Source organism: Vibrio coralliilyticus ATCC BAA-450 (assembly GCF_000176135.1).
Lineage (GTDB): Bacteria > Pseudomonadota > Gammaproteobacteria > Enterobacterales > Vibrionaceae > Vibrio > Vibrio coralliilyticus.
In genome coordinates this window covers 185,762-212,110 of sequence record NZ_ACZN01000015.1, presented here as the reverse complement: position 1 = coordinate 212,110, position 26,349 = coordinate 185,762, and the positions used below count along the sequence as shown (strand labels likewise).

The following is a 26,349-nucleotide window of genomic DNA, read 5'->3' as shown; positions in this document are numbered from 1 at the left end:
TGGAATTATTGTTTGTCGCGATTTAGTGAACGCTGACGAAGTAATTTTTGTTGCTGGTAGAGAGCGGCTTTGATCAGGAGGTCTTCATCCTGATCGCGCAATAAATCGTATTTAACCGTAATAATGTATTGAGCATCTTGTTGTTCGCAGCTTTCAACATGGCCATAGCAATAAATAGCGGCTGATGGGTGCTCCATAAACATTTTGACTCGTGTTTTGGTATCGACTGCCAGTGCACTGTCAGCGGTATAGCTGAACTTGCTGGCACCAAATGACTGAGTGAGGTGTCGATACTGCTCATCATCTTGTTGAGACAGCATAAACGTCAGCAACAAGTTCAGCTTGGCATTTTGAGTATCAAGCAGTTCGATAACATGTCTGAAGTCGTTGTTTTTCAACTCAGTACGTGCATTGTCATTAAGAAGATCAAGATGGCTAAACTCGCTGGCCACCAAAAACGGTGCTGGAATTTCCCCTTCAAACTGATCAAAGCTTGGAAATGCCTGATCTTGAGTGAGAGGCTCAACATTCACGGTCATTTTGTGGTGTACAGTAAAGTATTCTTGATCAGACATGCGGAAATTCCTTTAAGTTATCCTTTGATTATCGCTATAAGAAGCAACTAATCAAGGTATGTCATTGTTTATCACACATTTTGACGCCTAATTAGCAATTAGGGGCTACAACCGCCTGCTATAAATCGTTACAGTAACGCCTATCAAACGTTATTGGTTTTATATATGTTCCATCCGGTTTCCACCTTTATCGGTCTGCGTTACTTGCGCGGGCGTTCCGGTGACAGGTTTAGTCGTTTTGTTTCCTATATGTCGACCGCAGGTATCACAATTGGTGTGATGTCTCTGGTGACGGTTCTTTCAGTGATGAACGGTTTTGAAGCTCAGCTCAAAGGTCGCATTTTGGGCGTACTGCCTCAGGCTATTGTGTCTGAAGCGGATAGCAAAACGCCTTATACCGCAATCCCTGACTTTGCCAAACAATTGTCTACTGCGGCGCATCCTGAGCCTATTGTTCAAAGTGAAGCGGTGATTCAAAGCTCAGACAACCTTTCTGCGGGTCTACTTATTGGCATCAAGCCTAGTGATCATGACCCGATTGAATCCCATTTAATTGCAGGCCGGTTGTCTTCTCTTCAGGCTGGCAAGTATCAGGTGTTCATTGGTCACACCCTCGCAAGAGCGATGGACGTGTCGCTTGGTGATAAAGTGCGTCTGATGGTGACCAGTGCGAGTCAGTTTACACCGCTGGGGCGTATTCCTAGTCAGCGTATCTTTACTGTGGCAGGCATTTACAACACAGGCTCAGATGTTGATGGTCAACTCATGCTAACTCATATTGATGACGCCGCGCGCTTATTGCGTTTCAAGAAGGACACCATCACTGGGTGGCGCTTGTTTTTCGATGACCCATTTGTGGTGGGCGAACTGAGTAAGCAGCCATTGCCCGAAGGTTGGCAATGGCAAGACTGGAGGGATCAGCGAGGCGAACTGTTTCAAGCCGTCCGTATGGAAAAAAATATGATGGGCTTAATGCTAGGTTTGATTGTGGGTGTTGCTGCATTCAACATTATTTCAGCTCTGATTATGGTCGTGATGGAAAAGCAGTCTGAAGTCGCGATTTTGAAAACGCAGGGAATGACAGATAGACAAGTTTTAGCGATTTTTATGGTTCAAGGTGCAAGCAGTGGAGTCATTGGTGCCATATTTGGTGGCACTTTAGGCGTGCTGCTAGCCAGTAATATTAATGCGCTACTTGAGAGCGCGGGCATTGCTTTGTTTGCCGTAGGAGGCGAACTACCGATTGTGATCAACCCTACTCAAATCAGTATCGTAGTTGCTTTGGCTATTGCACTAAGCCTATTAGCAACACTTTTCCCTTCTTACCGTGCATCTTCCGTTAAACCAGCTGAGGCTTTGAGATATGAGTAACCTGCTTCAATGTCACAATATATGTAAAACATACCGCGAGGGCTCTCTTGATACTCAAGTGCTAAAAGGCGTGAGCTTTGATTTAAAGAAGGGGGAGCTGGTGTCGATCATTGGCTCGTCGGGTTCAGGAAAAAGTACATTACTGCACATCTTGGGTGCCTTGGATGATACTACTCAGGGTGAAGTTACTTTTCTTGGCCAAAACCTTGCCCAGTTGAATTCGAATAAGCAAGCTAAGCTTCGCAACCAGCATCTTGGCTTTGTTTATCAGTTTCATCATCTCTTGGCGGACTTTAGTGCGCTGGAAAATGTTGCCATGCCACTGCTTATTGGCGGAACTAAAACAGCTAAGGCGAAAGAGGCGGCAAAAGCACTGCTGGATAAAGTCGGCTTGAGTCATCGCATGGATCACCGCCCGTCTGAGCTGTCTGGTGGTGAACGTCAACGTGTTGCTATCGCACGCGCATTGGTTAACAGCCCAGATTTGGTATTGGCCGATGAGCCGACCGGTAATTTGGATCATAAGACCGCGTTGGCAATCTACGATTTGATGCGTGAGCTTAATGAACAATCCGGGACCGCATTTTTAGTCGTCACACATGATGGAGAACTGGCGAGCAAGATGGATCGCCAACTGCATATGCAAGATGGCCTGTTGCTAAATGTTGAGGAGGCGTAATTTGTTCTCTTCACTTTCACTGTTTATTGGCGGCCGTTTTAGTCGTGCTAAGCAGCGTAATAAAATGGTGTCCTTCATCTCACTGTCTTCAACGATTGGTATCGCGGTGGGTGTAGCGGTGATCATCATCGGTTTGTCTGCGATGAATGGTTTTGAACGTGAACTCAAAGACCGAGTATTGTCCGTCATTGCTCATGGAGAGTTTGAGGGGGTTCGTGGCCCGATCGAGGAATGGCAGTCGGTTATTGAGCAAGCAGAGAAGCACCCTAAAGTTGAAGCCGCAGCACCTTACGTTAAGATCACTGCATTGGCTGAGAAAGGCCAACAACTTAAAGCGCTTGAAGTTCGAGGGATAGATCCAGATAAAGAATCTGCCGTTTCGAATATGAGCCAGTATATCGATAAAGCGGTCTGGTCTCAGTTTAAAGCGGGCGATAAGCAAGTGATACTAGGGCAAGGTGTGGCTGACTTGCTTGGGGTGTCGCGAGGTGACTACATCACCTTGATGATCCCAACTTCGGGTTCAGCAACTAAAGTTCAGGCTCCCAAGAGGGTGCGTGTGAGAGTCGCTGGGTTGCTAAAACTCAATGGTCAGATTGACCATAACCTCGCTTTAGTTCCTCTGCAAGATGCTCAGCAATACGCCAAATTGGGTGAGGCTGTTACAGGTGTGTCGTTGAAAGTGTCTGACGTTTTGAATGCGACGCAAATTGTGCGAGAGGCCGGAAACACGCTGAATGTGTATGTCTACTTACGCAGTTGGCAGCAAAACTATGGCTTCTTATATCGAGATATACAGCTCGTCAGAACAATTATGTATTTGGTGATGGTTCTGGTGATTGGTGTTGCTAGCTTCAATATTGTGTCGACGTTGATGATGGCGGTGAAAGATCGCGCCTCAGAGATTGCGATATTGAGGACCATGGGCGGTACCGATGGGCTAATTAAGCGGATCTTTGTTTGGCAAGGTGTGTTTTCTGGTGTTTTAGGCAGCGTTGTAGGTAGTATTCTTGGCGTAGCGGTTGCCATGAATCTAACCAAGCTGATTAAAGGGCTAGAAAGTTTAATTGGTCACCAGTTCTTGTCAGGTGATATTTACTTTGTCGACTTTCTTCCTTCTCAAGTCAACATATCAGACGTCTGCTTAGTGTCGGGGACGGCGATAGTGCTAAGTTTGCTTGCTACTTGGTACCCCGCATCGCGTGCTAGCAAACTCAATCCGGCGAGCGTGCTTAGTGCGAAATAACACTTCCGCTAAAAACAAAAAAAGGACCTTTATGGTCCTTTTTCATTTTTAAATAACATCACTATTGCAATTGTTTGATTGCCCCGTCGAACGCTAAACAATTCGATTTTTACTTTTTAAGTAGTCCACCTAATCTGATCTTTCTTTGCTGCCAGCTTCGAACAACGGAATAGCGCCACAGAGCTTTGATACCGAAGTAGCCTGCAATAGCCGATACGATACCGCAAATCATGCAACCAAGTAGGAAAGGAGGTCCAATGGTACTCATTTGGTGCATGATGAACTCCCAAGAAAGCTCAAAGTGAAATGGCTGAGGTGGGATATGCATCACCCAAGCGCCAACTTTATAAGCAAAGTAAAACAGTACAGGCATGGTAATGGGGTTGCTCACCCATACTAAGGCGACGGAGAGCGGAAGGTTTACGCCACAAAGAATGGCTAAACCCGCAGACATAATCATCTGGCTGGGTAGAGGAACGAAAGCCATGAACAGGCCTACGGCAAATGCCCCAGAAGCCGAACGGCGATTGAGACACCAAAGATTTGGGTTGTACAGCACGTTGCCAAAAATTTTGAGTGCTTTCTGACGCTTTATTACTTCGTGGTCAGGCATAAAGCGTTTGATGAATTTTCTTGGCATAGGGAAATATGACTCTCTACTTAAATTACTGGACGCTTATATCGTTCTCTTTCCTTATATCAACCGCTCAGTTCTGGTGGTATATGCCAGCATGGGAGTGGTTGTTTCCCTGTATCTTGACCCTGATACTCAGTATAAGGTCAAAATCGCTAAGGTGGTGTGTTGGTCCTGTGTTCGCATGCCTGATACTAGTGATACACAGTAACCTTTTACGCCATCAGCAAGCAATGCTTTTCCAAGCAGGTCAGGATATTACCATAAATGCGGAGGTTGACAGCTTTTTTAAGCAAATAAGTCACGGCTTTCAAGGGGAAGTAGTGGTGAGATCAATTAATGGTGAAGAATTAAACACGTTTGCTCAGCCGCGAATAAGGCTTGCTTCTCCAATGATGCTTTCTCCCGGTGATGAGATTGGGGCCAGAGTCAGGCTTAAGCCTATTGTAGGTCTACTCAATGATGTTGGCTTTGATGCAGAAAAATATGCATTACAGCAGCGAGTAGTGGGTAGAGCGAGTGTTGTAATCAAAACGCCTTACTGGACTCGTCATGCTGATTCTACGCGTTATGAACTGTATCAACAAGTGTTGAACTCGGTAGAGTTTCTGCCAAGTAAAGGTTTGATTTTAGCACTGACGTTTGGCGTACGAGAGAGTTTGTCTTTCGAGCTGAAAGAGCAGCTAAAAGCGAGCGGACTGAGTCACCTTATCGCGATATCCGGTTTGCATATTGGCATTGTGTTTTACCTTGGCTGGTGCTTTGGCAAATTACTCCTTAGGCTTTTTCCCACAGCATTAGCTGCTCCGTTTGTTATAGCATTAGTGTGTGCTTATTTTTATGCTTGGTTAGCTGGATTCTCTATCCCCACCCAACGAGCATTGTGGACGTGTTGTCTGGCAGTGTTGTTGCTCCGCTCATTTAAGCGCCTCCCAGCAAGTTATAAATGGCTAATTATCCTATCTTGGCTTTTACTGACTGACCCGTTTGCAGCGGCATCATCAGGTCTTTGGCTGTCTATGTGGGCAGTCGCGATAATTTTGGTGTTTGTTTCGTTGCAGAATAGATTGTGGTCACCTTGGGTAAATGCGCTCGTGCTGCAACTGACTTTGGTTATTGGAATGACACCAATAGTGGCAATATCGTTTCAAGGCCTGAGCTTAGCCAGTTTCGCATACAACCTTATCTTCGTCCCTTGGTTCAGCTTCGTTGTCGTGCCGCTAAGTCTCTTGGCACTACTGGCTGAAACCGTTTTTAATGTATCAGTGTTCTGGCAATGGGTTGATATCACTATTGAGCCCGTATTCTATGCACTTTCTTTCGCTGACAGCAGTTGGGTTCCATTAAGCCACTTTCTGACGGTTTTGTTCGTCGGGGCGCTGTTGCTGCTGTTGTTCTCTACTTTTCTTAGCATCCAAGGGAAAGCGCTATTTATATTGTGTGCGTTGGTTTGGGTTATCGACTGGAAAGAGAAGCCGGTATGGCAAGTCTTCGTTTTGGATGTTGGTCATGGCTTGGCTATTGTAGTGAAGCAAGGTTCACGAGCCATAGCCTACGATACCGGAATTGCTTGGGAGAGGAGCAGCATTGCTGCGCAGGTGATTACGCCTTTCCTTCATTATCACGGTGTCAGTAAACTGGATATGTTAATTATATCTCATACCGATGGTGACCATGCAGGTGGCCTAGAGGTGTTGCTACGCGACTGGCAGCCGGAACTTCTAATGGCTAGCCAGCAACTTACCCGAGCTCAAATGTGCCTAAAGGGGAATATACTCGCATGGGGCGAGTTAACATTGGAGTTTTTGTGGCCGGTTGAATCAGTGCAACGTGCCTATAATCCTCATTCGTGCGTGGTGAGAGTGTCCCACCCAGAATACAAACAATCAACTCTGTTGCCCGGAGACATCGACGCGATTGTCGAATGGCTTCTTGTCAGACAACCTGATGCGCTTCGTAGCGATGTTTTGGTTGTCCCACATCATGGCAGTAAAACGTCTTCCATACCGCGGTTTATTGAAGCGGTTAGCCCCAAGGTGGCCATCGCTTCATCTGCGTTGTATGGAAAGTGGCGACTCCCAGCTCCTAATGTGGTCAAACGTTATACAGACAGAGACGTACAATGGTTTGATACGGGGTCTTACGGTCAAGTTAGTGTCAATTTCTATTCAAACCATTGGAAAATTGACGCGATAAGAGAGTGGAAAGGGCTGGCTTGGTATAGGCAGATGCTACGTAAGGGAGTAGAATAGACCGAATATTGTAAGAAAAATAAGCAGTTCTATGTCTCTTAATCAAGATGAAACGACCCTGCAAACTTTTAAGCGTTTATGGACTTACATTCGCTTGTACAAAGCAGGTTTGGCTGTAGCGGTCGTTGCTCTCATTATCAATGCGGTAGCCGACACATATATGGTGTCACTCCTAAAACCTTTGTTAGATGAAGGTTTTGGCGATACCGAATCTAATTTTCTTCGCACTTTGCCTTTCATTGTCTTCGGTATGATGGTTATTAGAGGGCTGAGTGGTTTCGTCTCTTCTTATTGTTTGAGCTGGGTTTCAGGTAATGTTGTGATGTTGATGCGTCGACGAATTTTCAGCCAGTTCATGCACATGCCAGTGTCTTATTTCGATAAAGAATCGACTGGTGGATTGCTATCTCGCATTACCTATGACTCAGAGCAAGTTGCAGGGGCGACTAGCCGAGCTTTAGTGAGTATTGTACGTGAAGGCGCGAGTATCATAGGCTTACTGGTTCTAATGTTCTGGAACAGTTGGCAGCTTTCATTAGTGCTCTTCATTGTGGCGCCTGTCGTCGCTTGGGCTATTGGTATCGTGTCAAAACGTTTCCGTAAGATCTCTAAGAGTATGCAGGATACGATGGGGCATGTGACGGCCTCCGCTGAGCAAATGCTTAAAGGGCACAAAGTGGTGCTTAGCTATGGTGGACAGAACGTTGAACGCGAGCGCTTTGATACCGTGAGTAACCAGATGCGTCAGCAATCGATGAAGCTGGTCGCGGCTCAGGCGATTGCAAATCCGGTGATTCAGATAATCGCATCGATTGCTCTTGTTGTTGTTTTGTTTCTAGCGAGTGTTGATTCAATCAAAGAGCAACTGACTCCTGGTACGTTTACTGTGGTTTTCTCTGCGATGTTCGGTCTACTGCGCCCACTTAAAGCACTAACCAATGTTACGTCGGAGTTTCAGCGTGGTATGGCTGCAAGCCAGACCTTATTTGCGTTGATGGATCTGGAAACAGAGCAAGATAACGGTAAGTACGAAGCTAAGGCCGTGCGTGGTGAAGTTGCAGTTAAAAATGTCACATTTACCTACCAAGGCAAAGAAGCACCAGCGCTGCGTAATGTCAGCTTTGACATACCGAAAGGAAAAACGGTCGCACTTGTTGGTCGTTCAGGTTCCGGTAAGAGTACCATTGCGAATCTCTTTACTCGATTCTATGACGTAGATTCAGGCAACATTGAGCTCGACGGACATGACGTACGTGATTACAAACTGACTAACCTACGCAGCCATTTCGCTCTAGTGTCGCAAAATGTCCACTTATTCAACGATACCATTGCCAACAACATCGCTTATGCCGCGACGGATGAATACAGCCGAGAGCAGATTGAAGAAGCTGCTCGCTTAGCTTATGCAATGGACTTTATCGACAATATGGACGATGGGCTTGATACCGTTATTGGTGAAAATGGTACTAGTCTCTCAGGTGGCCAGCGCCAACGAATCGCTATCGCGCGTGCCTTGTTACGTGACGCGCCAGTTTTGATCTTGGATGAAGCAACCTCTGCACTTGATACTGAATCTGAAAAAGCGATTCAATCTGCGTTGGATGAGTTGCAGAAAAATAAAACGGTACTTGTTATCGCACACAGGCTGTCAACGATTGAAAGCGCTGACGAGATTTTGGTAGTTGATGAAGGTGAAATCGTTGAGCGCGGTGACCATAGCACTTTGATCGAAAAAGATGGCGCCTACGCACAGCTTCATCGGATACAGTTTGGTGCTTAAACCGTGATTGAAAAAATCTGGTTTGAAAACCATCCTTTACGCTATGTTTTGTGGCCATTGTTATGGCCACTCAGTTTAGTATTTGGAGTTATCAGTCGTTCGAGGCGCCAGGCATTTGTATCTGGGAGTAAATCCAGTTACAAAGCACCAGTTCCTGTTGTTGTGGTCGGTAATATTACCGCTGGTGGCAATGGCAAGACTCCTGTCGTTATTTGGCTGGTGGAGCAATTACAATCCATGGGTTACAACCCCGGGGTGGTGTCTCGTGGATATGGTGCTAAAGCGCCGAGCTATCCACTCATTGTTGAAGAACAAACACCGACCAAGCACTGTGGTGATGAGCCCAAGTTAATTTTCAAACGAACGGCAGCTCCTGTAGCGGTATCTCCGGTACGAAGTGATGCAGTCAAAGCTTTATTGCCTCTTGGCGTTGATATTGTCATTACAGATGACGGCTTACAGCACTATGCGTTACAAAGAGACATTGAAATCGCAGTGGTAGACGGTAATCGTCGCTTTGGCAGTGAGCAACTGATACCACTTGGGCCCTTACGTGAGACAACGAAACGGTTGAGCGAAGTCGATTTCATCATTACTAATGGTGGAAAAGCTCACGAGAACGAAGCCGCCATGGCTCTGACACCGAGTTTGGCAGTGAACTTAAAAACCCGAGAGAAAGCCCCTGTCAGTCAACTTGAACAGCTGGTGGCTATGGCCGGCATTGGTCATCCACCGAGGTTTTTTAACACATTAGAAAGTCTCGGTGCGAGCCCAGTCGTCACTCAAGGCTTTTCCGATCATAAAAATTTTGAACCATCAGAGTTGCAAACCTTGGCTAGCCGCGGACAACATCTGATCATGACAGAAAAAGATGCAGTAAAATGTGCCAGTTACGCAGAAGAAAACTGGTGGTATCTTCCAGTGACTGCTAGCTTTAGTCCCCAAGATGAGACGCGCATTTTAAGTAAGATTAAAGAGGTTAAAGAAAAGTATGGACCATCGACTGCTTGAGATTGTAGCTTGCCCTGTATGCAAAGGTAAGCTTACGTTCGACAAAGACAAACAAGAGCTGATCTGCAAGTTGGACCGCCTTGCTTACCCGATTAAAGAAGGTATCCCGGTCCTACTGGAGCCTGAAGCGCGCCAAATGAGCATGGAAGAGGGGCGATAATGTCATTTACCGTCGTTATACCTGCACGTTATGAATCAACACGTTTACCAGGTAAGCCATTAGCTGACATTGGTGGTAAACCAATGATTCAGTGGGTCTACGAGCAATCACTGCAGGCTGGTGCTGAGAAAGTTGTCGTTGCGACTGACGATGCGCGAGTGGAGAGTGCGGTACAAGCATTCGGTGGTGTGGTTTGCATGACATCCTCTGAACATGAATCGGGAACTGAGCGTTTAGCTGAAGTTGTGAAAGTCATGAACATTCCGGACGATCATGTGATCGTGAATGTACAGGGCGATGAGCCACTGATTCCGCCAGCAATTATCACGCAAGTTGCGAGTAATCTAGCGAGCAGCCAAGCTCCTATGGCAACGTTAGCAGTTGAAATTTCCCATGAAGACGAAGTCTTTAACCCGAATGCAGTGAAAGTTTTGACAGATAAAGATGGTTATGCGATGTACTTTAGTCGTGCGACTATCCCGTGGGATCGAGATAACTTTGCCAATGGTGGCAAGGTGATTGCTCAACCTCTGATGCGTCACATCGGTATCTATGCTTATCGCGCGGGGTTCATCAATACCTATATCAACTGGGAACCAACTGCTCTAGAGAAAATTGAGAGTTTAGAGCAGCTTCGAGTATTGTGGTATGGTGAGAAAATTCATGTCGAGGTGGCTAAGCAAGCGCCACCTGCTGGCGTTGATACTCCAGAAGATTTAGAAGTAGTGAGGAAGCTCATTGCTCATCAATAAAGAAAAGGCCCGTTAGGGCCTTTTTAGTTGCTATATCTTTCCATCATAGTCGTTACGTTTTGGGCATGTACCCAGAATTTCACGTCGCCCTGACTCTTTAACTTCTTCTAGTATGACGTCAAACCCCCATAGCCGATACATGTGCTTTAATACTTCGTCGTAGCTATCATCGAGTGGAATACGATCATGTGGGACATATTGAAGTGTCAGTGAGCGATCACCTCGTACATCAACGTTAAAGACCTGAATATTCGGTTCTAAACTGCTGAGGTTGTACTGGCCTGCCAGCTTCTCTCTGATTTCTCGGTAACCCAGATCATTGTGAATCGCGGTGACTTCGATGTAGTTCTTTCTGTCATCATCAGTAATAGCGAAGAGTTTAAAGTCGCGCATTAGCTTAGGAGATAGGTACTGGCTGATGAAGCTTTCATCTTTAAAGTTTTTCATTGCAAAATGAACTGCTTCTAACCAATCGGTCCCCGCCAGTTCTGGGAACCACTCTTTGTCCTCATCCGTAGGCTCTTCACAAATTCTACGAATATCACGGAACATCGCGAACCCAAGAGCATAAGGGTTGATACCGCTGAAATAAGGACTGTTGTACGCAGGTTGCGCGACAACACTCGTGTGGCTATGTAGGAACTCAAGAATGAAGCGTTCTGTCACCAATCCTTCATCGTACATATGGTTAAGAATGGTGTAATGCCAGAATGTAGCCCAACCCTCGTTCATTACCTGAGTTTGTTTCTGAGGGTAGAAGTATTGGCTGATTTTGCGAACGATACGTACGATCTCTCGTTGCCATGATTCTAGCAGCGGTGCGTGTTTTTCAATGAAGTATAAGATGTTTTCCTGAGGTTCAGAAGGGAAGCGAATCTTGGACTCTTCCTGTTCGACTTTACCTTTAGGGACGGTTCTCCATAGATCGTTCACTTGGGATTGAAGATACGCTTCGCGCTCCTCCTGACGCATTTTTTCTTCCGCAATAGAGATTTTCTCTGGGCGTTTATATCGGTCTACGCCGAAATTCATTAAGGCATGACAGGAATCTAAAAGCTCTTCTACTTCTTTTACGCCGTATTTTTGCTCACAATCCGCAATGTACTTTTTGGCGAACAATAGATAGTCGATGATAGAGCTAGCATCTGTCCAAGTTTGGAATAGGTAATTGCCTTTGAAAAATGAATTGTGTCCGTAACAAGCATGCGCCATCACCAAAGCTTGCATGGTGACGGTATTTTCTTCCATCAGATATGCGATACAAGGATCGGAATTGATCACGATCTCGTAGGCTAGGCCCATTTGGCCATGCTTATAACCCTGCTCGGTTTGGATAAATTTCTTGCCAAATGACCAGTGATTGTAATTGATTGGCATACCAATGCTTGAATAGGCATCCATCATCTGCTCAGAAGTAATGACTTCGATCTGATTAGGATAAGTATCTAATCGATAATGCTCTGCAACACGCTTTATCTCAACGTGATAGCGTTCGAGGAGATCAAATGTCCAATCTGGGCCATCTGGCAGTGTCTTTTTCTTGGTTGGCTTTTTGGTTTTTGTTGTCATAGTGGCCTCCCTAAGCAGTTTCTTTTCTGAAGAGCTCTCGGAATACTGGGAATATGTCTTCAACGCTGCGAATATTCTTCATTGCAAAGTTGTCGAAGGCACCTTCCAGTTTCTCGTACTCATGCCACAAGGTCTGGTGAGAGCGTCGTGTGATTTCGATGTAGGAGTAGTACTGACAATTTGGTAATAGATTTTTGGTAAGCAACTCACGACAACGTGGAGAGTCGTCGGCCCAGTTGTCGCCGTCAGATGCTTGTGCCGCATAAATGTTCCACTCACCGACAGGATAACGATCTTCAACGATTTCCTTCATCAGTTTTAGGGCGCTGGATACTATTGTGCCACCCGTTTCTTGAGAGTAGAAAAACTCATGCTCATCGACTTCTTTTGCTTGAGTGTGGTGGCGAATGAATACGACATCAACGTTTTCATAAGTACGGGTCAAGAATAAGTAGAGCAATACGTAGAAACGCTTGGCGATATCTTTGGTTGCTTGGTCCATTGAGCCTGATACATCCATCAGACAAAACATTACAGCTTGGCTGGATGGAATTGGGCGTCGTTCGTAGTTTTTAAATCTTAAGTCAAAGGTATCAATGAAAGGGACGGTGTCGATTTTTCGTCTGAGATCTTTAATTTCCTTCTTGAGTCTTTTTTCTTCCAGTAGTTGAGCAGGTTCGCTCATTTTCACTTGATCGAGTTCTTCTTCCAGCTCTCTCAACATACGCTTTTTACCCGCGGTCATTGCCGTCCGACGCGCAAGAGATTGCTGTAAGGATTTTACAATCGCGATGTTGGCTGGCACACCCGCGGTTTGATAACCCGCACGGTGAGTCTTCCACTCTGTAATCTTGTTGATTTGGTTTTTCTCTAGATTTGGCAGCTCCAAATCTTCGAACAGGATATCCAGATACTCATCTTTTGAAATCTGGAAAACGAATTCATCCTGACCTTCGCCATCTGGGCTGGCGTCGCCTTCACCGGAGCCACCGCCCTGACCGCCACCTTTAGGGCGTTCGATTTTATCGCCAGTAATGAACTGATCGTTACCAGGGTGGACACGTTCTTTTACACCACCTTTGCCTTGGTGAAAGATTGGTTCTTTGATGTCTTTGTGAGGAATCGCGACATCCTCGCCTGTCTCGGTATTCGTGATTGAACGGCGATTGACTGCGTCTGCGACAGATTCTTTGATTTGTTCTTTATGACGACGTAAGAAACGCTGGCGGTTTACCGCGCTCTTATTTTTTCCGTTCAGTCGTCGGTCAATAAATTGCGCCATGAGTCACCCCTCTTTTGGTACATGCACTTATCAAGCGCATGCATCTTGTTCGCATCCAATAACCTGCCAGAGAATATGCTCCGGCAGGTACTTCATTGGCTCTCCTCTCTCGTTCAGAGGAAGGTTGTCTCAGCTATTAAGATGATTTACGTACGCGTAAATACCATTCCGATAGCAAGCGGACTTGTTTCTCGGTATAGCCTTTCTCCATCATACGAGCGACAAAGTCGTCGTGTTTCTTCTGGTCTTCAGAAGAGGTTTTCGCATTGAAGGAGATAACGGGTAATAGTTCTTCCGTATTTGAGAACATTTTCTTCTCAATGACAGTGCGAAGTTTCTCATAGCTAGTCCAAACTGGGTTTTGTCCATTGTTGTTAGCACGAGCACGAAGAACAAAGTTCACAATCTCATTACGGAAATCTTTAGGGTTACTAATGCCTGCTGTTTTTTCGATTTTCTCAAGTTCGTTATTTAACGCAGAACGGTCGAATAGTTGGCCTGTTTCTGGGTCACGATATTCCTGATCTTGAATCCAGAAATCGGCATAAGTGACGTAACGGTCAAAGATGTTTTGTCCGTATTCAGAGTAAGACTCGAGGTAAGCGGTTTGAATTTCTTTTCCGATGAACTCGACGTAGCGCGGAACCAGATAGCCTTTCAAGAATTCCAAATATTTCTCAGCGGTTTCTTGAGGGAACTGCTCACGTTCGATTTGCTGCTCAATAACGTAGAACAGATGAACTGGGTTCGCTGCGACTTCGGTTTGATCGAAGTTGAAGACTCGAGACAGGATCTTAAACGCGAAACGTGTTGATAGGCCTGACATACCTTCATCGACACCAGCGAAATCTCGATACTCTTGGTAACTCTTCGCTTTAGGGTCAGTATCTTTCAGGGTTTCACCATCGTAAACACGCATCTTGGAGAAGATAGATGAGTTTTCAGGCTCTTTTAGTCGAGAAAGAATACTGAACTGCGACAACAACTCTAGCGTACTAGGTGAACACGGAGCTTTTGCTAGTTCAGAGTGATCCAACAGTTTCTGGTAGATCTTAACTTCTTCCGCAACACGCAGACAGTAAGGCACTTTGACGATGTAAACACGGTCAAGGAATGCTTCGTTGTTCTTGTTATTGCGGAAAGTTTGCCACTCAGATTCGTTTGAGTGGGCTAATATCATGCCATCGAAAGGCAAGGCTGATAGGCCTTCGGTACCATTGTAGTTACCTTCCTGAGTCGCAGTTAGTAGAGGGTGAAGCACTTTGATCGGTGCTTTGAACATCTCTACGAATTCCATCAAGCCTTGGTTTGCACGACACAGAGCACCTGAGTAGCTGTATGCATCTGGGTCATCCTGAGAATAATGCTCAAGCTGACGAATATCGACTTTACCGACTAGTGATGAAATATCTTGGTTGTTTTCATCACCCGGCTCTGTTTTCGCCACAGCGACCTGATCCAAAATAGAAGGACGCACTTTCACTACTTTAAACTTAGTGATATCGCCGCCAAATTCGTGGAGACGTTTTGCCGCCCATGGCGACATAATTGAACGCAAATAGCGTTTTTCGATGCCATACTCGCGTTTGAGCAGTTCGCCATCTTCACCGACGTCGAATAAGCAGAACGGATGGTCGTTTACTGGGCTTCGTTCGCCGTCTGCTGAAAGCACATAAATAGGCACTTGTTGCATCAGCGCTTTGAGCTTCTCTGCAAGGGAGGATTTACCGCCACCTACAGGGCCGAGCAAATAAAGAATCTGTTTACGTTCTTCTAAGCCTTGTGCGGCATGTTTTAGGTAAGAAACGATTTGTTCAATCGCTTCTTCCATGCCATAGAAGTCTTTGAAGGTTTCATATCGGGAAATGACCCGATTTGAAAAAATTCGGCTTAAGCATGGATCTTGCGCAGTATCGATTAGCTCTGGTTCGCCGATAGCCATCAGTAGACGCTCTGCGGCATTAGCGTAAGCACTTTTATCATCTTTACATAGCGTCAAGAATTCCTGTAAAGATAATTCTTCATCCTTGGCAGCTTCGTAGCGCGCTTGGTAATGGTCGAAAATACTCATAATGAATTCCCCTCTGAACCTGTCTTTATAGACAATCAACCCGCATAGAAAAAACAAATCCTTTCCTATTAAAGACTAGTTGGTTTTTAGAATTTTGCTTAAAAAATATGTGTTTATTTGCAAATTGTGATGTTTGACCACTTGTTGACGATAAGCGGAATTTGAGCCCTGTTAAATGCAAATAAGTTGATATCCTTGGTGTGAATGTATTTTCTTATTGGTATAGTTTTTGCTCATTAAAACAGGTGATTAATCACTCAAGAGGGTGTTGTTTTGGTGTATGCCGTTTCGTATAATGCCACCCAGATGTCCAATCCCATCATAAATTAGGTATTAAATTGAAAACTTCCTGGCTTAAACTAGCGACGGTCACTGCTCTTACGATCGCTCCGCTTGCCCATGCAAAAATTTCTCAATGGTCTTTAGGTGTTGCGGCTTCTTATTCCCCTGCGGTGTACAAAGACACGCCGTCCAATGAAACCGTGATCCCTCTAGTGGGTTATGAAGGTGAGCACTTATTCTTACGTGGGTTTAGTGCTGGTTATCGTCTTTTTCCTGCTGGTTCGCCTCAAAACATCATCTTTCGCGCAGCTTACGATCCACGAACGTTAAAACCGAGTGATTCTGATAATCGCGCTATCCAACAAATGGATGAACGTAAAGCGACTGTTTTAGGTGGAATTAGTTACCAGTTAATCACTTTGGCAGGTGTACTGGAGGCTACAGCTGGGACGGATTTAGGTGGTACTCATAATGGATTATACGCTGAAGCTGCTTGGCGGTTGCCGTTTCGCCAAAAAGGGTGGGGAATTACTCCATCAATCGGATATGCGTATAACAGTGACAAGATCAATGACCATTTATACGGTGTAAGCGCAGCAGAAGCGGCAAGAGCACAGGCATACGACCCAACTTTTAGTGCATTTGAAGCAGATTGGGATGGTCAGTATTTTATTAGTGCTTCTGCCTATTTGCATATTACGCCGAGTGTACGAGTAACAGGTGGGGTTCGTTATACCAACTTAGAAGGGTCGATTGAGAGCAGTCCTCTTATTGAAAGTGGAGTGACAACATCAGCCAACATTGGCATCGCTTACGTATTTTAGTGAGTTAATATGTGAATAATAAAAAGGGTTGCTCAAGAGCAACCCTTTTTTGTATGCGCTCTGATTAAGCATTGAATATCTGTTTTAACTCGTTGTTGCACAGATGGTATTGACGAGGGCAGTTACGCCAAGTGGTTAGCATGCGGCGGTACTTCTCCAGCATCGGCATCTGGGCATTAAAATGGTGGTCGCCTTTATCAAATTGTGAATATAGACCTTCAGAATCGACAAGAAATCGTACGTAATTTACATGCTGGGCTTCTGTTGCAATGTCAAAACCTAAGAACATTAGGCGGCGTTGATCTACGTCGGCTTGCTCCACCTCGGATAGCATCTTTGTAGATTCTTGCATTGCGTGGAACATCTCCATGATATCAATGATTTCGCGACATTCTGCCTCTTTCAGACAGCCAAATTCTTTGTCCAGTTCACGCATCTGAAGCCCGTAACCACGCTCAACGATGGTTTGTAAACGACTGTATTTTGCCGCGTTTTCTGGGTCCATTTGAGACATCAAGTAGTACTGGTTAGATAGGATCAAGCGCTGTGCGTTGGTCATTTCCATGGTGGCCTCACTAAAATAATCTAATACATCTTTAATGTGCTTAGGTTATCTTTTCATTACGCACTGAAACATGATCTCAACACATGTTTATTATGAAAAATGTAAAGAAATTTCAGTTTAAATGGTTACTTCTTGTGGTAGTGGTTGTAGATGTAATCGCGGTCGGAGAAAACACGTAACCACTCTGGTTTGAATACCGCAAACATTGCCATCGTCATTCCATTGAGTAGACCTTCTGGGAACGCTAGAAGAGGAACAAAAACCATATAATTGTCGAATATGGTTTCCCAGTCGTGAGTGCCTTGAACGACATGATAGACAGAGTTGATAATAAGGTGAGCACTACCTGTGAAGGCTCCATTGAAAAATCCAGCAACGAAGATGAACACAAAGATGTTTCTCGGTAAGTATTGATAACTTACCAGAAAAACTAAGTAGCTGATTGATATTGGGAGTAAGCAAGAAAGTAAGATGTATTCAGGTAACTCGCTAAATGCTAATTGTCCAAAGACGGCCAGCAGCAGCGCAACGACGATTGAGATGGCGTAAGCGCTTCGCCAACCATACATTAACGTTAAAGATGTCAGTGCCAGAAAATGGATTGATAAACCTTCCTTCACCCCTGCTTGTGCTGACCACAAAGCGAACAGTGCAAAGATTACGGCAAATGTCAGGTGCTGAAATCCTCTTTCAGCCGAGAGTTTCGGAAGTAATACGCGAAATACATCCTTCCAGATAAAATTCACTGAGAGCAGTATGAAAAACAATGCAAAGAGTTCGGGAAGTAGCAAAATGGCCTCTTAAAAAAATACCAACCGCGATCTGGTTGGTATTTTTTATGAAATGTTTAGTAGATGGTATCAATATTTTACGTTTGAGTGATACTGCTCAAGGATTGAAACGATATTGTCCATGGTTTCTTTGGACGGCGGGTTAACGCCTTCTAGTGGATAATCCAACCCTAGTGCTTCCCATTTGTGGGCTCCTAACTTGTGGTATGGCAAAAGTTCGAGCTTTTCAATGTTGTCCATGTCTTTGATGAACTCACCAAGCATATGTGCGGCTTCTTCATCATCGGTATAACCAGGTACTACGACGTAGCGAATCCATGTTTTTTGGCCGATACGGTGCAAGTAGCGGGCAAAGTCTAAGGTGCGTCGATTAGAAACGCCAATAAAGTCATGGTGCACTTCGTCTTTCATGTGCTTTAGATCCAGCATGACTAGATCTGTGGCTTCAAGTACTTCATCTATGACTTCAGTATGCTTACGAATATAGCCATTGGTATCGAGACAGGTGTGGATTCCTTCTGCTTTGGCGGAACGGAAAAAGTCGCGGACAAATTCAGGCTGTAACATCGCTTCACCACCTGAGCAAGTAACACCACCACCAGATGCATTCATAAAGTGACGATAGCTTTTCGCTTCGTTAATGATCTCTTCAACCGTGACTTCCTTACCACCATGAGTGTCCCATGTATCGCGATTGTGGCAATACATGCATCGCATTAAACATCCCTGCATAAAGACAATAAAACGAATTCCTGGGCCATCAACTGTTCCACAGGACTCGAAAGAATGGATACGACCGGTTGCTGACATGTGCTCATCTCTAATTAGTGATTTGTTCGTTATTTTATTACAAAAAGTAGGGTTTAAATAGCATTTCAGGTTTTTATCATCAAGATTTTACTGACTAATAAAAAAAGCGCACATAGACTAAAATGTATGTTATAAAAATGTTGCCAAATATGGTTTTTATAATAATTAATAAACAAACAGGCTAGGCAAGTTTTAATTGCATCCGATTGATGTTTAAGGATTTCTTATGGATATGCTTGCGCTATCGCAAAAACAGAAAGTCACACTGTTTTTAATTGTACTGACAATAGGATTTGTCATACTCGCAGTGTTTACCTCCTCTAGGCTTACTCAAATGAGTGAGCAGTATCATTCCAGTGGTGATATTTCTTCTGGCTCCATTTCAATCTATCAGACCCAAAGTAAAATTCTTACCTTAAGTAGTGAGCTGGATAATCTAGAGGGCGCTCAGGTCGCGAAAGCAAAACAAGATATTAGCGATATTGTTGAAGCCGTTAACAATGATGTCGCTTTCCTCAATGTACTGAACCTAAAGAGCTATGCCAACGAACTGGAACAAAGTATAGGAGACTTCCAAGCTGCAGCTAATCCTTGGTTAGAGCTCAAGCAAGAACTCGGTTTTAATATCGATGAAGGCAAGCTAGGGGAATTGAAAAAGCTTGCCAATATTATCGAGCAGAAAATTGCTGAAACTGGGATGGTAACGCTCAACTCAGATTTCCAAGCGATGGTTAAGTCACAACAAAACTACTTACTACAACCGAACGAAGAAAACCTAAAGCTGTTCAATCGTGCCATGGGTGCATTCGAAAGCATGTCCAATGTTTACGCCATGTTGGATTTGTATGAGAAAGAGATAGAGCAATACAAAGCGACATTCGTCCGAGTGAGTGAGCTTTCCAAACAATTAGGCAGTGTCGAGCAGCAGCTAATTTCAACCAAGATGCAATTGACTCAACTGATTGCAGCCGTCACAAGTGAATTAGGTGGTATCAGTTCACAGTACCAACTGTCTGCAGAAAAGTCTTCTGAGCAAACGTTATGGTCCATCTTAGTCGCTTGTATCATTCTTGCCGTCTTCACTATAGCTATTTTCATCATGCAGAGCACTTCCTTATCTCGATCTCTGACCAAGACTCGTGAGATTTTGCACAATGTCTCGGCAGGTGATTTGTCGAAACGGATGGCTTTGACTAAGAACCCCAATGATGAGTTTAACCAACTGGCAATCAGTATAAATGAAAGCTGTGAAAACTTGGGTGAGCTGGTCTCTGGTGTGCAATCCAGCGGGCAGGCGTTGTCTGGCAATGCAGTTGAACTTAACCAAGGCCTAGATATGCTGGCTCATCACCAGTCTGAAGTACTGGGGCAGACTCAGTTATTGGCATCTGCTACAGAAGAAGTAAGTGTGACGACACAAGAGGTGTCTAATTCACTGGAATTTGTATCAGAAATCAGTCGTTCTTCTACTGACTCAGCCGAGAAAGGGGCACAAATCATTGGAGCCGCGATTGGCTCGCTTGAAGAAGTTGGTTCGATACTTACATCCGCGGCTGGACATATTCAGCAGTTGGAAGAAGCGTCTTCCAAAGTCGATTCGGTCATGGACATTATCAACGGCATTGCAGAGCAAACCAACCTTCTGGCTTTGAATGCGGCAATAGAAGCGGCGCGAGCAGGTGAGCAGGGACGTGGGTTTGCCGTCGTGGCAGATGAAGTTCGTAGTTTGGCGGTAAGAACCGTTGATGCGGTTGCCGAAATTTCTGAAACCATAGACACGATGAAAAAAGAAAGTGCTGAAGTTATCCAGTACATTGGTCAATCTGAAACGTCGATGCGAACAGGGCAGGAAAAAGGCCATGAGGCGATGCAAGCACTGCGCACCATTACAGAAAAAGCCGATGAAGCTTCGCACCAGACAGACGTCATCTTTGCGTCCATTAAAGAATTAGCAACGACCAGTCAATCTATGGCAGACAGTATGACTCAGATTTCCAGTGCAATGAAAGAGTTAGAAGAAAACAATGAACAACTGCGCTCTGTCAGTCAGGTAGTGGAGCAGAGAGCTGGCAGCCTTAATAGTGACTGCCAGAGGTTTACGATTTAAAAGAAAGCATATAATGCGAGGCCACCTGTGCCGTACATTGAATCTTTTGCTTCTTTGTAGTCAGGAGTTTTCGCTGTAGCCGTAACGGTTGCACCAAAATGCTCGTTATACCAAGCAAAGCCAGCCACCGCGCTGGCTTGTTTCTCTTCTAGAGTTACATCATAGATACTTGGGTTATCACCGTTGCGATTAGCGTAGTCGACCACACCCGAGCGGTCGCCTTCAATTGTGATGTCGTTAAAGCGGTAGCGAGCTTCAATACCACCAAATATAAACCAACCACCTTGTGAAGCGCCTAGCATACCTGCGCGGAATGGGTTTTCATTATCAATGTTTGCCGCTCCCATGCTTCCCGCTAAGTCCGTTCCCCAACGGAACATGAAGCCTGTTGATACATCACTGCGGAAATTACCAGCGTTCACTTCGGAAACGTTTGAAATCTCCCAGTCTGTATTTGCGATGGCGCGTTCACGCCAAAGATTGAAGTGGCTAAGGTAACCAAGGCTACCAACAAACTCGTCATCAACCTGATATGCCCAACCGCGAGGTTCATCAGATCCTGTAATGCCGTGAACGATATCTTGTGCTTGATCCGCGAGTGAGCTTTCACCTGTCGTACCTAGTGTAAGATTGAAACGTTGCGCTTGCTGAGGATGAAGGCTGATGTAGTTAAATTCAGCATGGAGATAACCAGCATAAGGTCGGTCATTTACCATTGGTGTGGTGGCATTAATGTCTGACGGTGTATACATTTTGTGGCCAAGTGTAAATTCGTACTTGTCCAGAGAGGCGCCGCCCCAGAATGATAAGCTCATGGGGTTAGTCAACCAATTGGGTGTAACAGCGCCCGAGGTATAGGTGAGAAACAGTCCGTTGGTATAATCCTGATCGACACCAAATACGCCATCATTATCAATTGAAAACGATACGGTTGAGCGCTCGGAAGCTACAGCACTTGAGGCTAACAGTATCAAAGGAAGAGTGCGTAATAGGTTCATTTCAATACATCATTTCTGAATGGAGCCTAGATATTACTCCATATCGTATTCATCAGAGAGGAAAGAAAGAAAATTGAAATATAAATGTGGCTTGAGTCTAACTTTTGATTTGCTTCGCAATAAAAAAGCCCCGCTTAATTAAGCGGGGCTTTAAAGTCAATCAACCAAACTTATAGTGATTCGGTGAAAGTACGCGCGATAACGTCTTGTTGCTGTTCTGCAGTCAGAGAGTTAAAGCGTACAGCGTAACCAGAAACACGAATAGTTAGCTGTGGGTATTTTTCAGGGTGCTTAACAGCGTCTTCTAGAGTATCGCGGTTAAGTACGTTCACGTTTAGGTGCTGACCACCTTCGATACCTGCTTCGTGGTGGAAGTAACCGTCCATCAGGCCAGCAAGGTTAGCACGCTGTGACGTCTCTTCTTTACCCAGTGCGTTTGGCACGATAGAGAAGGTGTAAGAAATACCATCTTTCGCGTGAGCAAACGGCAGTTTACCAACAGACGTCAGAGAGGCTACCGCACCTTTTTCATCACGGCCATGCATTGGGTTTGCACCTGGAGCAAACGGAGCACCTGCGCGACGACCGTCTGGCGTGTTACCTGTTTTCTTACCGTATACAACGTTAGATGTAATAGTAAGGATAGACTGAGTAGGAACAGCATCGCGGTAAGTCTTAAGCTTACGGATCTTGTTCATGAACACTTCTACCAGTTCACAAGCAATGTCATCTACGCGAGCATCGTTGTTACCAAATTTAGGGTAATCGCCCTCGATTTCGAAGTCGACTGCAACACCATCTTCGTCACGGATTGGCTTCACTTTCGCATGTTTAATTGCAGATAGTGAGTCTGCTGCGATAGATAGACCTGCAATACCACAAGCCATAGTGCGGTAAACGTCGCGATCGTGTAGAGCCATAAGCGCAGACTCGTAAGAGTACTTGTCGTGCATGAAGTGGATGCTGTTTAGGGCAGCAACATACTGCTTCGCTAGCCAATCCATGAAGTGGTCTAGGTTGTTCCACACTTCGTCGAAGTCTAGTACTTCTGAAGTGATCTTAGGCATTTCTGGACCAACTTGCATCTTCAGCTTCTCATCAACACCACCGTTGATTGCATAAAGCATAGTTTTCGCAAGGTTAGCACGAGCACCGAAGAACTGCATTTGCTTACCAACAACCATTGGAGATACACAACAAGCGATTGCGTAGTCGTCTGACTCCATGTCTGGGCGCATTAGATCGTCATTTTCGTACTGGATTGAAGAAGTATCGATAGATACTTTCGCACAGAACTTCTTGAAGCCTTCAGGTAGTTGCTCAGACCATAGAACAGTGATGTTCGGCTCTGGAGAAGGACCCATAGTGTATAGAGAGTTTAGGAAACGGAAGTTAGTACGAGTAACTAGCGTACGACCGTCAAGACCCATACCACCCATAGATTCTGTTGCCCAAATTGGATCGCCAGAGAATAGGTCATCGTACTCAGGAGTACGTAGGAAACGAACCATACGTAGTTTCATTACGAAGTGGTCGATCATTTCCTGAGCTTGTTCTTCAGTGATCTTACCTGCAGCAATATCACGCTCGATGAAGATATCTAGGAACGTAGAAGTACGACCTAGAGACATAGCCGCGCCGTTTTGAGACTTAACAGCCGCTAGGTAGCCAAAGTAAGTCCACTGGATAGCTTCTTGTGCAGTTTCAGCTGGACGAGAGATGTCACAACCGTATTTCTCAGCCATCACTTTCATTTGGCCAAGTGCACGGTGCTGCTCTGCGATTTCTTCGCGAAGCTGCATAGTCATTTGAAGATCTTCGCCATTCTCAAATTTCTCTTGTAGAGAAGCGAATTGAGCTAGCTTGTCTTTAATTAGGAAGTCGATACCGTACAGAGCTACACGACGGTAGTCACCAATGATACGACCACGACCGTATGCATCTGGAAGACCAGTCAGAACACCAGATTTACGACATTTTAGGATGTCTGGAGTGTAGATATCGAAAACACCCGCGTTGTGTGTTTTACGGTAATCTGTGTAGATTTCTTTGATCTTAGGATCAAGCTCACGACCGTAAACCTTACAAGAACCTTCCACCATACGAATACCACCGTTAGGGATGATAGCGCGTTTTAGTGGGGCGTCAGTTTGAAGACCAACGATCGTTTCCAGATCTTTGTTGATGTAGCCTGCATCGTGAGCAGTGATGGTAGAGATAACTGAAGTATCAAAATCAACAGGTGCGTGAGTCGCGTTTTCCTGTTTAATACCTTCCATTACCTTTTCCCAAAGCTTATTTGTTGCTTCAGTACCTTCAGAAACAAGGAAAGATTCGTCGCCTTCATAAGGTGCATAGTTCTTTTGAATGAAATCACGAACGTTTACTTCGTTTTGCCAGTCACCTTCAGCAAAACCTTCCCAAGCTTTAGCAAATTGCTCTGCCATGACATACCTACCTTTTTAGTAGAAAAAACACGTACCTTTCTAACCATTGAGCTAGTTAGTTTTCCTTTACAGGAGCGGTACACTCTTTATGAATAACAATATGTATAGTCTCTAAAATCGATCATTGTGTGCGTTTTAAACTATAAATATTGTCACTAACTTTTACATGGTTTCTTATTAACTTGGTTTCAAGGTTAAACTAAAAAAAAATTGCAAACCTTAAACTAAATCAATAAATCCTCAAAAAAGTCGATAAAAAGAGGGTGGCATAGCTTGCCACCCACAAATTTTTTGAATTTCTATAGCCAGGCTTTAATGCCGTATTGGCCTTCAAGCATACCGACTGCCAGCATCGCAATCAGACAGATTACAAGCACGCCCACTGGAATGACGATTTTATCGACGAAAGACAAGCGAGCTGCACGTTCTTTATCACCAATCAAGCCATTGTTATCCAGAAGCATAGTCAATGCCCAAGCCAATACTGGGTTAACGACAGCAGAACCAAAGATACAGATACCTGCGGCTTGGGAGTCTTTCGAGTCTTTAACCATCTGCATACCTGCTTCAAGTAGAGGCAGCGATACACCAACAAGCAATGCTACACGCATCACAGGTGGCCATACAGCGATGTCCATCGGGAAGCCAAGAATTGCAATGATCATCACTAATAGGCCAAGAAGGATTGCACCGCCTGGGATAGGACGTTTCGCAATCGCAGCTGGGATCATGTAAGTGCCCCAAGATGACGTAATATTACCGCCACCCACGGCTGTACCAACCATCTGACGAACAGAACACATGGTCATAGTGTCGTCTACATCCATCAGTACTTTTTCTGTCTTTTTAGGGTAGTTCAGTTCTTGGAAGATACGATGACCTAAGAAATCAGGAGACCACATAGCGACAGCCAGAATGGCGAAAGGTAGTGACGCAATGAAGTGCTCCATGTTTGGTAGCCCAAGCATCCAACCTTCTTCGGTACTGCCCCACCAGTAAACTGGGTTTAGGTTCGGTAAGCCAGTTTCTGTGACGAACTTGATGTCAAAGCCTGCGCCAAGCACGAGTGCAATCGCTAAGCCTGTAAATGCACAAACGGGAATAGCAAGCCAACGTTTGTTTACTTTTGCCAAAAACGCATATAGAGCGATGGTTACGGCCAAGACAATCAGACCAACATAGCCCATGCTACCTGCGGCTACTGTGTCCGATTGAAGACCTACAGCCCAAGCTTGGATAGAGTTTATCTGGCTCATAGTGCCGGTGAGGCCTAGGAATATCAGTAATCCACCTGCAGTACCTTCTGACGTGAGGTTTACTAATTTGGAGCCGCCTTTCAGGAAGCTCAGCAGTAAACCGAAAACACCGATCAGGATAGCCAATGCAAGAGGGTGTGCGCCAGCTAAAGCGATGGTGCCGATAAGAGGGATCATTGGCCCGTGGTTACCTGCGAGGTTTGCTTTCGGGTTGATGAAACCAGACGCCAATACACAGAATAGAAGGGCAGGGATGAGCATTTCTACTCGTGCCACCTCAATAGCGAAGTCCTTGCCTAGGTTGATGTGATCCCAAGCAGCGGTCAGGCCTTCAGCCCAAGACATCATTACCGCTGAGTACATCGCGATAATACCGATAGTGCCGGCTAGCGCGGGTACTAAGTCTTCGAGCTCGAAACGGAAGTCACGACCAGGTAAGTTTAAACCGAAGCGACGAGGCTTCATGATCTGAAGTTCATGATCTAGATAATCTGAACGGCTCTCAAATTCGGAAGCTGGGCGGTGCAGCTCACGATAGCTCTTGTTTTCGATATCCGAATCAGAGTGCGGTTTATTGACTGCGTCTGACATAGATTCCTCATATTCTAAAAAGTTAATGATTCTTCAAAGAGTCGCCCGTAATTATTGTGGGTGGGCGATCTTATAAAAACCTGACTTAGCGTCCTGCATTTGGGTCCTTGAGCTATCGTCTGTGGAGCGCATTTTACGTGCTTAAGCATAGACGATAGAAAAGACAAAAATTCGCTTATTGAGGCTTTTATCTTTGACGCGAGTGTAACGCGCTACCCCTAAGGAGTGATTGATTTAGATCACTTTATGAAAGAATGTGAAAGAAAACTACACAGCTAAGGCCGTATAAGCGAGTC

Annotated in this window: 21 protein-coding genes; 10 read left to right on the top strand and 11 right to left on the bottom strand. The window is 45.0% G+C overall.

Going from position 1 to position 26,349, the window contains the following annotated elements; translation table 11 throughout:
• Positions 1 to 5: 5 nt before the first annotated feature.
• Positions 6 to 575, bottom strand: coding sequence for a hypothetical protein (locus VIC_RS08425; RefSeq protein ID WP_006959064.1), 570 nt, complete (start codon positions 573 to 575; stop codon positions 6 to 8).
• 165 nt (positions 576 to 740) lie between these two features.
• On the opposite strand from VIC_RS08425, the gene lolC reads away from it, so the two are divergent.
• The 3 genes from lolC to lolE are packed head-to-tail and all read left to right on the top strand — an operon-like array spanning position 741 to position 3,871.
• The gene (gene lolC / locus VIC_RS08420) at positions 741 to 1,946 is read left to right on the top strand and encodes a lipoprotein-releasing ABC transporter permease subunit LolC (RefSeq protein ID WP_006959063.1); all 1,206 of its coding nucleotides are present in this window, start codon (positions 741 to 743) and stop codon (positions 1,944 to 1,946) included.
• Positions 1,939 to 2,625 carry a lipoprotein-releasing ABC transporter ATP-binding protein LolD gene (lolD, locus tag VIC_RS08415; protein ID WP_006959062.1) on the top strand — a complete coding sequence of 229 codons (687 nt, stop codon included), beginning with the start codon at positions 1,939 to 1,941 and terminating at the stop codon, positions 2,623 to 2,625. Before lolC ends, lolD begins: the two co-directional genes overlap by 8 nt.
• Before the next feature lies 1 nt (position 2,626).
• Positions 2,627 to 3,871: a lipoprotein-releasing ABC transporter permease subunit LolE gene (gene lolE / locus VIC_RS08410; protein WP_006959061.1), complete on the top strand. Its 1,245-nt coding sequence runs from the start codon at positions 2,627 to 2,629 to the stop codon at positions 3,869 to 3,871.
• A gap of 109 nt (positions 3,872 to 3,980) precedes the next feature.
• Here the strand turns inward: lolE and VIC_RS08405 are convergent, their stop codons facing one another.
• Entirely contained in the window at positions 3,981 to 4,511 is a 531-nt protein-coding gene (locus tag VIC_RS08405) for a DUF2062 domain-containing protein (protein ID WP_006959060.1), read from the bottom strand.
• Between the two features lie 8 nt (positions 4,512 to 4,519).
• Between VIC_RS08405 and VIC_RS08400 the strand changes: the two genes are divergently transcribed.
• Genes VIC_RS08400 through kdsB form a run of 5 tightly spaced genes read left to right on the top strand, consistent with a single transcriptional unit; the run spans position 4,520 to position 10,460 of the window.
• The gene (locus VIC_RS08400) at positions 4,520 to 6,757 is read left to right on the top strand and encodes a DNA internalization-related competence protein ComEC/Rec2 (RefSeq protein WP_006959059.1); all 2,238 of its coding nucleotides are present in this window, start codon (positions 4,520 to 4,522) and stop codon (positions 6,755 to 6,757) included.
• A 31-nt stretch (positions 6,758 to 6,788) separates the two neighbouring features.
• Entirely contained in the window at positions 6,789 to 8,537 is a 1,749-nt protein-coding gene (msbA, locus tag VIC_RS08395; RefSeq protein WP_006959058.1) for a lipid A ABC transporter ATP-binding protein/permease MsbA, read from the top strand.
• Between the two features lie 3 nt (positions 8,538 to 8,540).
• The gene (lpxK, locus tag VIC_RS08390) at positions 8,541 to 9,548 is read left to right on the top strand and encodes a tetraacyldisaccharide 4'-kinase (protein ID WP_006959057.1); all 1,008 of its coding nucleotides are present in this window, start codon (positions 8,541 to 8,543) and stop codon (positions 9,546 to 9,548) included.
• Positions 9,529 to 9,708, top strand: a complete 180-nt coding sequence (locus VIC_RS08385) for a Trm112 family protein (protein WP_006075338.1) — start codon at positions 9,529 to 9,531, stop codon at positions 9,706 to 9,708. Before lpxK ends, VIC_RS08385 begins: the two co-directional genes overlap by 20 nt.
• A complete protein-coding gene (gene kdsB, locus VIC_RS08380) occupies positions 9,708 to 10,460 on the top strand; it encodes a 3-deoxy-manno-octulosonate cytidylyltransferase (RefSeq protein WP_006959056.1) in 753 nt (250 codons plus the stop codon). Before VIC_RS08385 ends, kdsB begins: the two co-directional genes overlap by 1 nt.
• Positions 10,461 to 10,490: 30 nt before the next feature.
• Here kdsB and VIC_RS08375 read toward each other — a convergent pair whose 3' ends face one another.
• The 3 genes from VIC_RS08375 to VIC_RS08365 form a co-directional block, all read right to left on the bottom strand.
• Positions 10,491 to 12,029 (bottom strand): SpoVR family protein, encoded by a 1,539-nt coding sequence (locus tag VIC_RS08375; RefSeq protein ID WP_006959055.1) that lies wholly within the window; start codon positions 12,027 to 12,029, stop codon positions 10,491 to 10,493.
• Between the two features lie 10 nt (positions 12,030 to 12,039).
• Complete coding sequence (locus VIC_RS08370) at positions 12,040 to 13,311, bottom strand: YeaH/YhbH family protein (RefSeq protein WP_006959054.1); 1,272 nt, start codon at positions 13,309 to 13,311, stop codon at positions 12,040 to 12,042.
• 136 nt (positions 13,312 to 13,447) lie between these two features.
• On the bottom strand, positions 13,448 to 15,382 hold the full coding sequence (locus VIC_RS08365) for a PrkA family serine protein kinase (protein ID WP_006959053.1): 1,935 nt from the start codon (positions 15,380 to 15,382) through the stop codon (positions 13,448 to 13,450).
• 338 nt (positions 15,383 to 15,720) lie between these two features.
• Between VIC_RS08365 and VIC_RS08360 the strand changes: the two genes are divergently transcribed.
• Positions 15,721 to 16,488, top strand: a complete 768-nt coding sequence (locus VIC_RS08360; RefSeq protein ID WP_006959052.1) for a MipA/OmpV family protein — start codon at positions 15,721 to 15,723, stop codon at positions 16,486 to 16,488.
• Positions 16,489 to 16,552: 64 nt separating this feature from the next.
• Here the strand turns inward: VIC_RS08360 and VIC_RS08355 are convergent, their stop codons facing one another.
• From VIC_RS08355 to pflA, 3 genes are all read right to left on the bottom strand, one after another.
• On the bottom strand, positions 16,553 to 17,053 hold the full coding sequence (locus tag VIC_RS08355; protein ID WP_006959051.1) for a YfbU family protein: 501 nt from the start codon (positions 17,051 to 17,053) through the stop codon (positions 16,553 to 16,555).
• Positions 17,054 to 17,178: 125 nt separating this feature from the next.
• Positions 17,179 to 17,844, bottom strand: coding sequence for an energy-coupling factor ABC transporter permease (locus VIC_RS08350; RefSeq protein WP_039951644.1), 666 nt, complete (start codon positions 17,842 to 17,844; stop codon positions 17,179 to 17,181).
• A gap of 69 nt (positions 17,845 to 17,913) precedes the next feature.
• The gene (pflA, locus tag VIC_RS08345) at positions 17,914 to 18,654 is read right to left on the bottom strand and encodes a pyruvate formate lyase 1-activating protein (RefSeq protein WP_029236135.1); all 741 of its coding nucleotides are present in this window, start codon (positions 18,652 to 18,654) and stop codon (positions 17,914 to 17,916) included.
• A gap of 226 nt (positions 18,655 to 18,880) precedes the next feature.
• Here pflA and VIC_RS08340 point away from each other — a divergent pair, with 226 nt between their 5' ends.
• A complete protein-coding gene (locus VIC_RS08340; RefSeq protein ID WP_006959048.1) occupies positions 18,881 to 20,761 on the top strand; it encodes a methyl-accepting chemotaxis protein in 1,881 nt (626 codons plus the stop codon).
• Here VIC_RS08340 and VIC_RS08335 read toward each other — a convergent pair.
• The 3 genes from VIC_RS08335 to VIC_RS08325 form a co-directional block, all read right to left on the bottom strand.
• Positions 20,758 to 21,759, bottom strand: a complete 1,002-nt coding sequence (locus VIC_RS08335) for a lipid A deacylase LpxR family protein (protein WP_039951642.1) — start codon at positions 21,757 to 21,759, stop codon at positions 20,758 to 20,760. The genes VIC_RS08340 and VIC_RS08335 overlap by 4 nt on opposite strands.
• A 170-nt stretch (positions 21,760 to 21,929) precedes the next feature.
• The gene (gene pflB, locus VIC_RS08330; protein WP_006959046.1) at positions 21,930 to 24,206 is read right to left on the bottom strand and encodes a formate C-acetyltransferase; all 2,277 of its coding nucleotides are present in this window, start codon (positions 24,204 to 24,206) and stop codon (positions 21,930 to 21,932) included.
• 299 nt (positions 24,207 to 24,505) lie between these two features.
• On the bottom strand, positions 24,506 to 26,053 hold the full coding sequence (locus VIC_RS08325) for a DUF3360 family protein (RefSeq protein WP_006959045.1): 1,548 nt from the start codon (positions 26,051 to 26,053) through the stop codon (positions 24,506 to 24,508).
• Between the last annotated feature and the right edge of the window lie 296 nt (positions 26,054 to 26,349).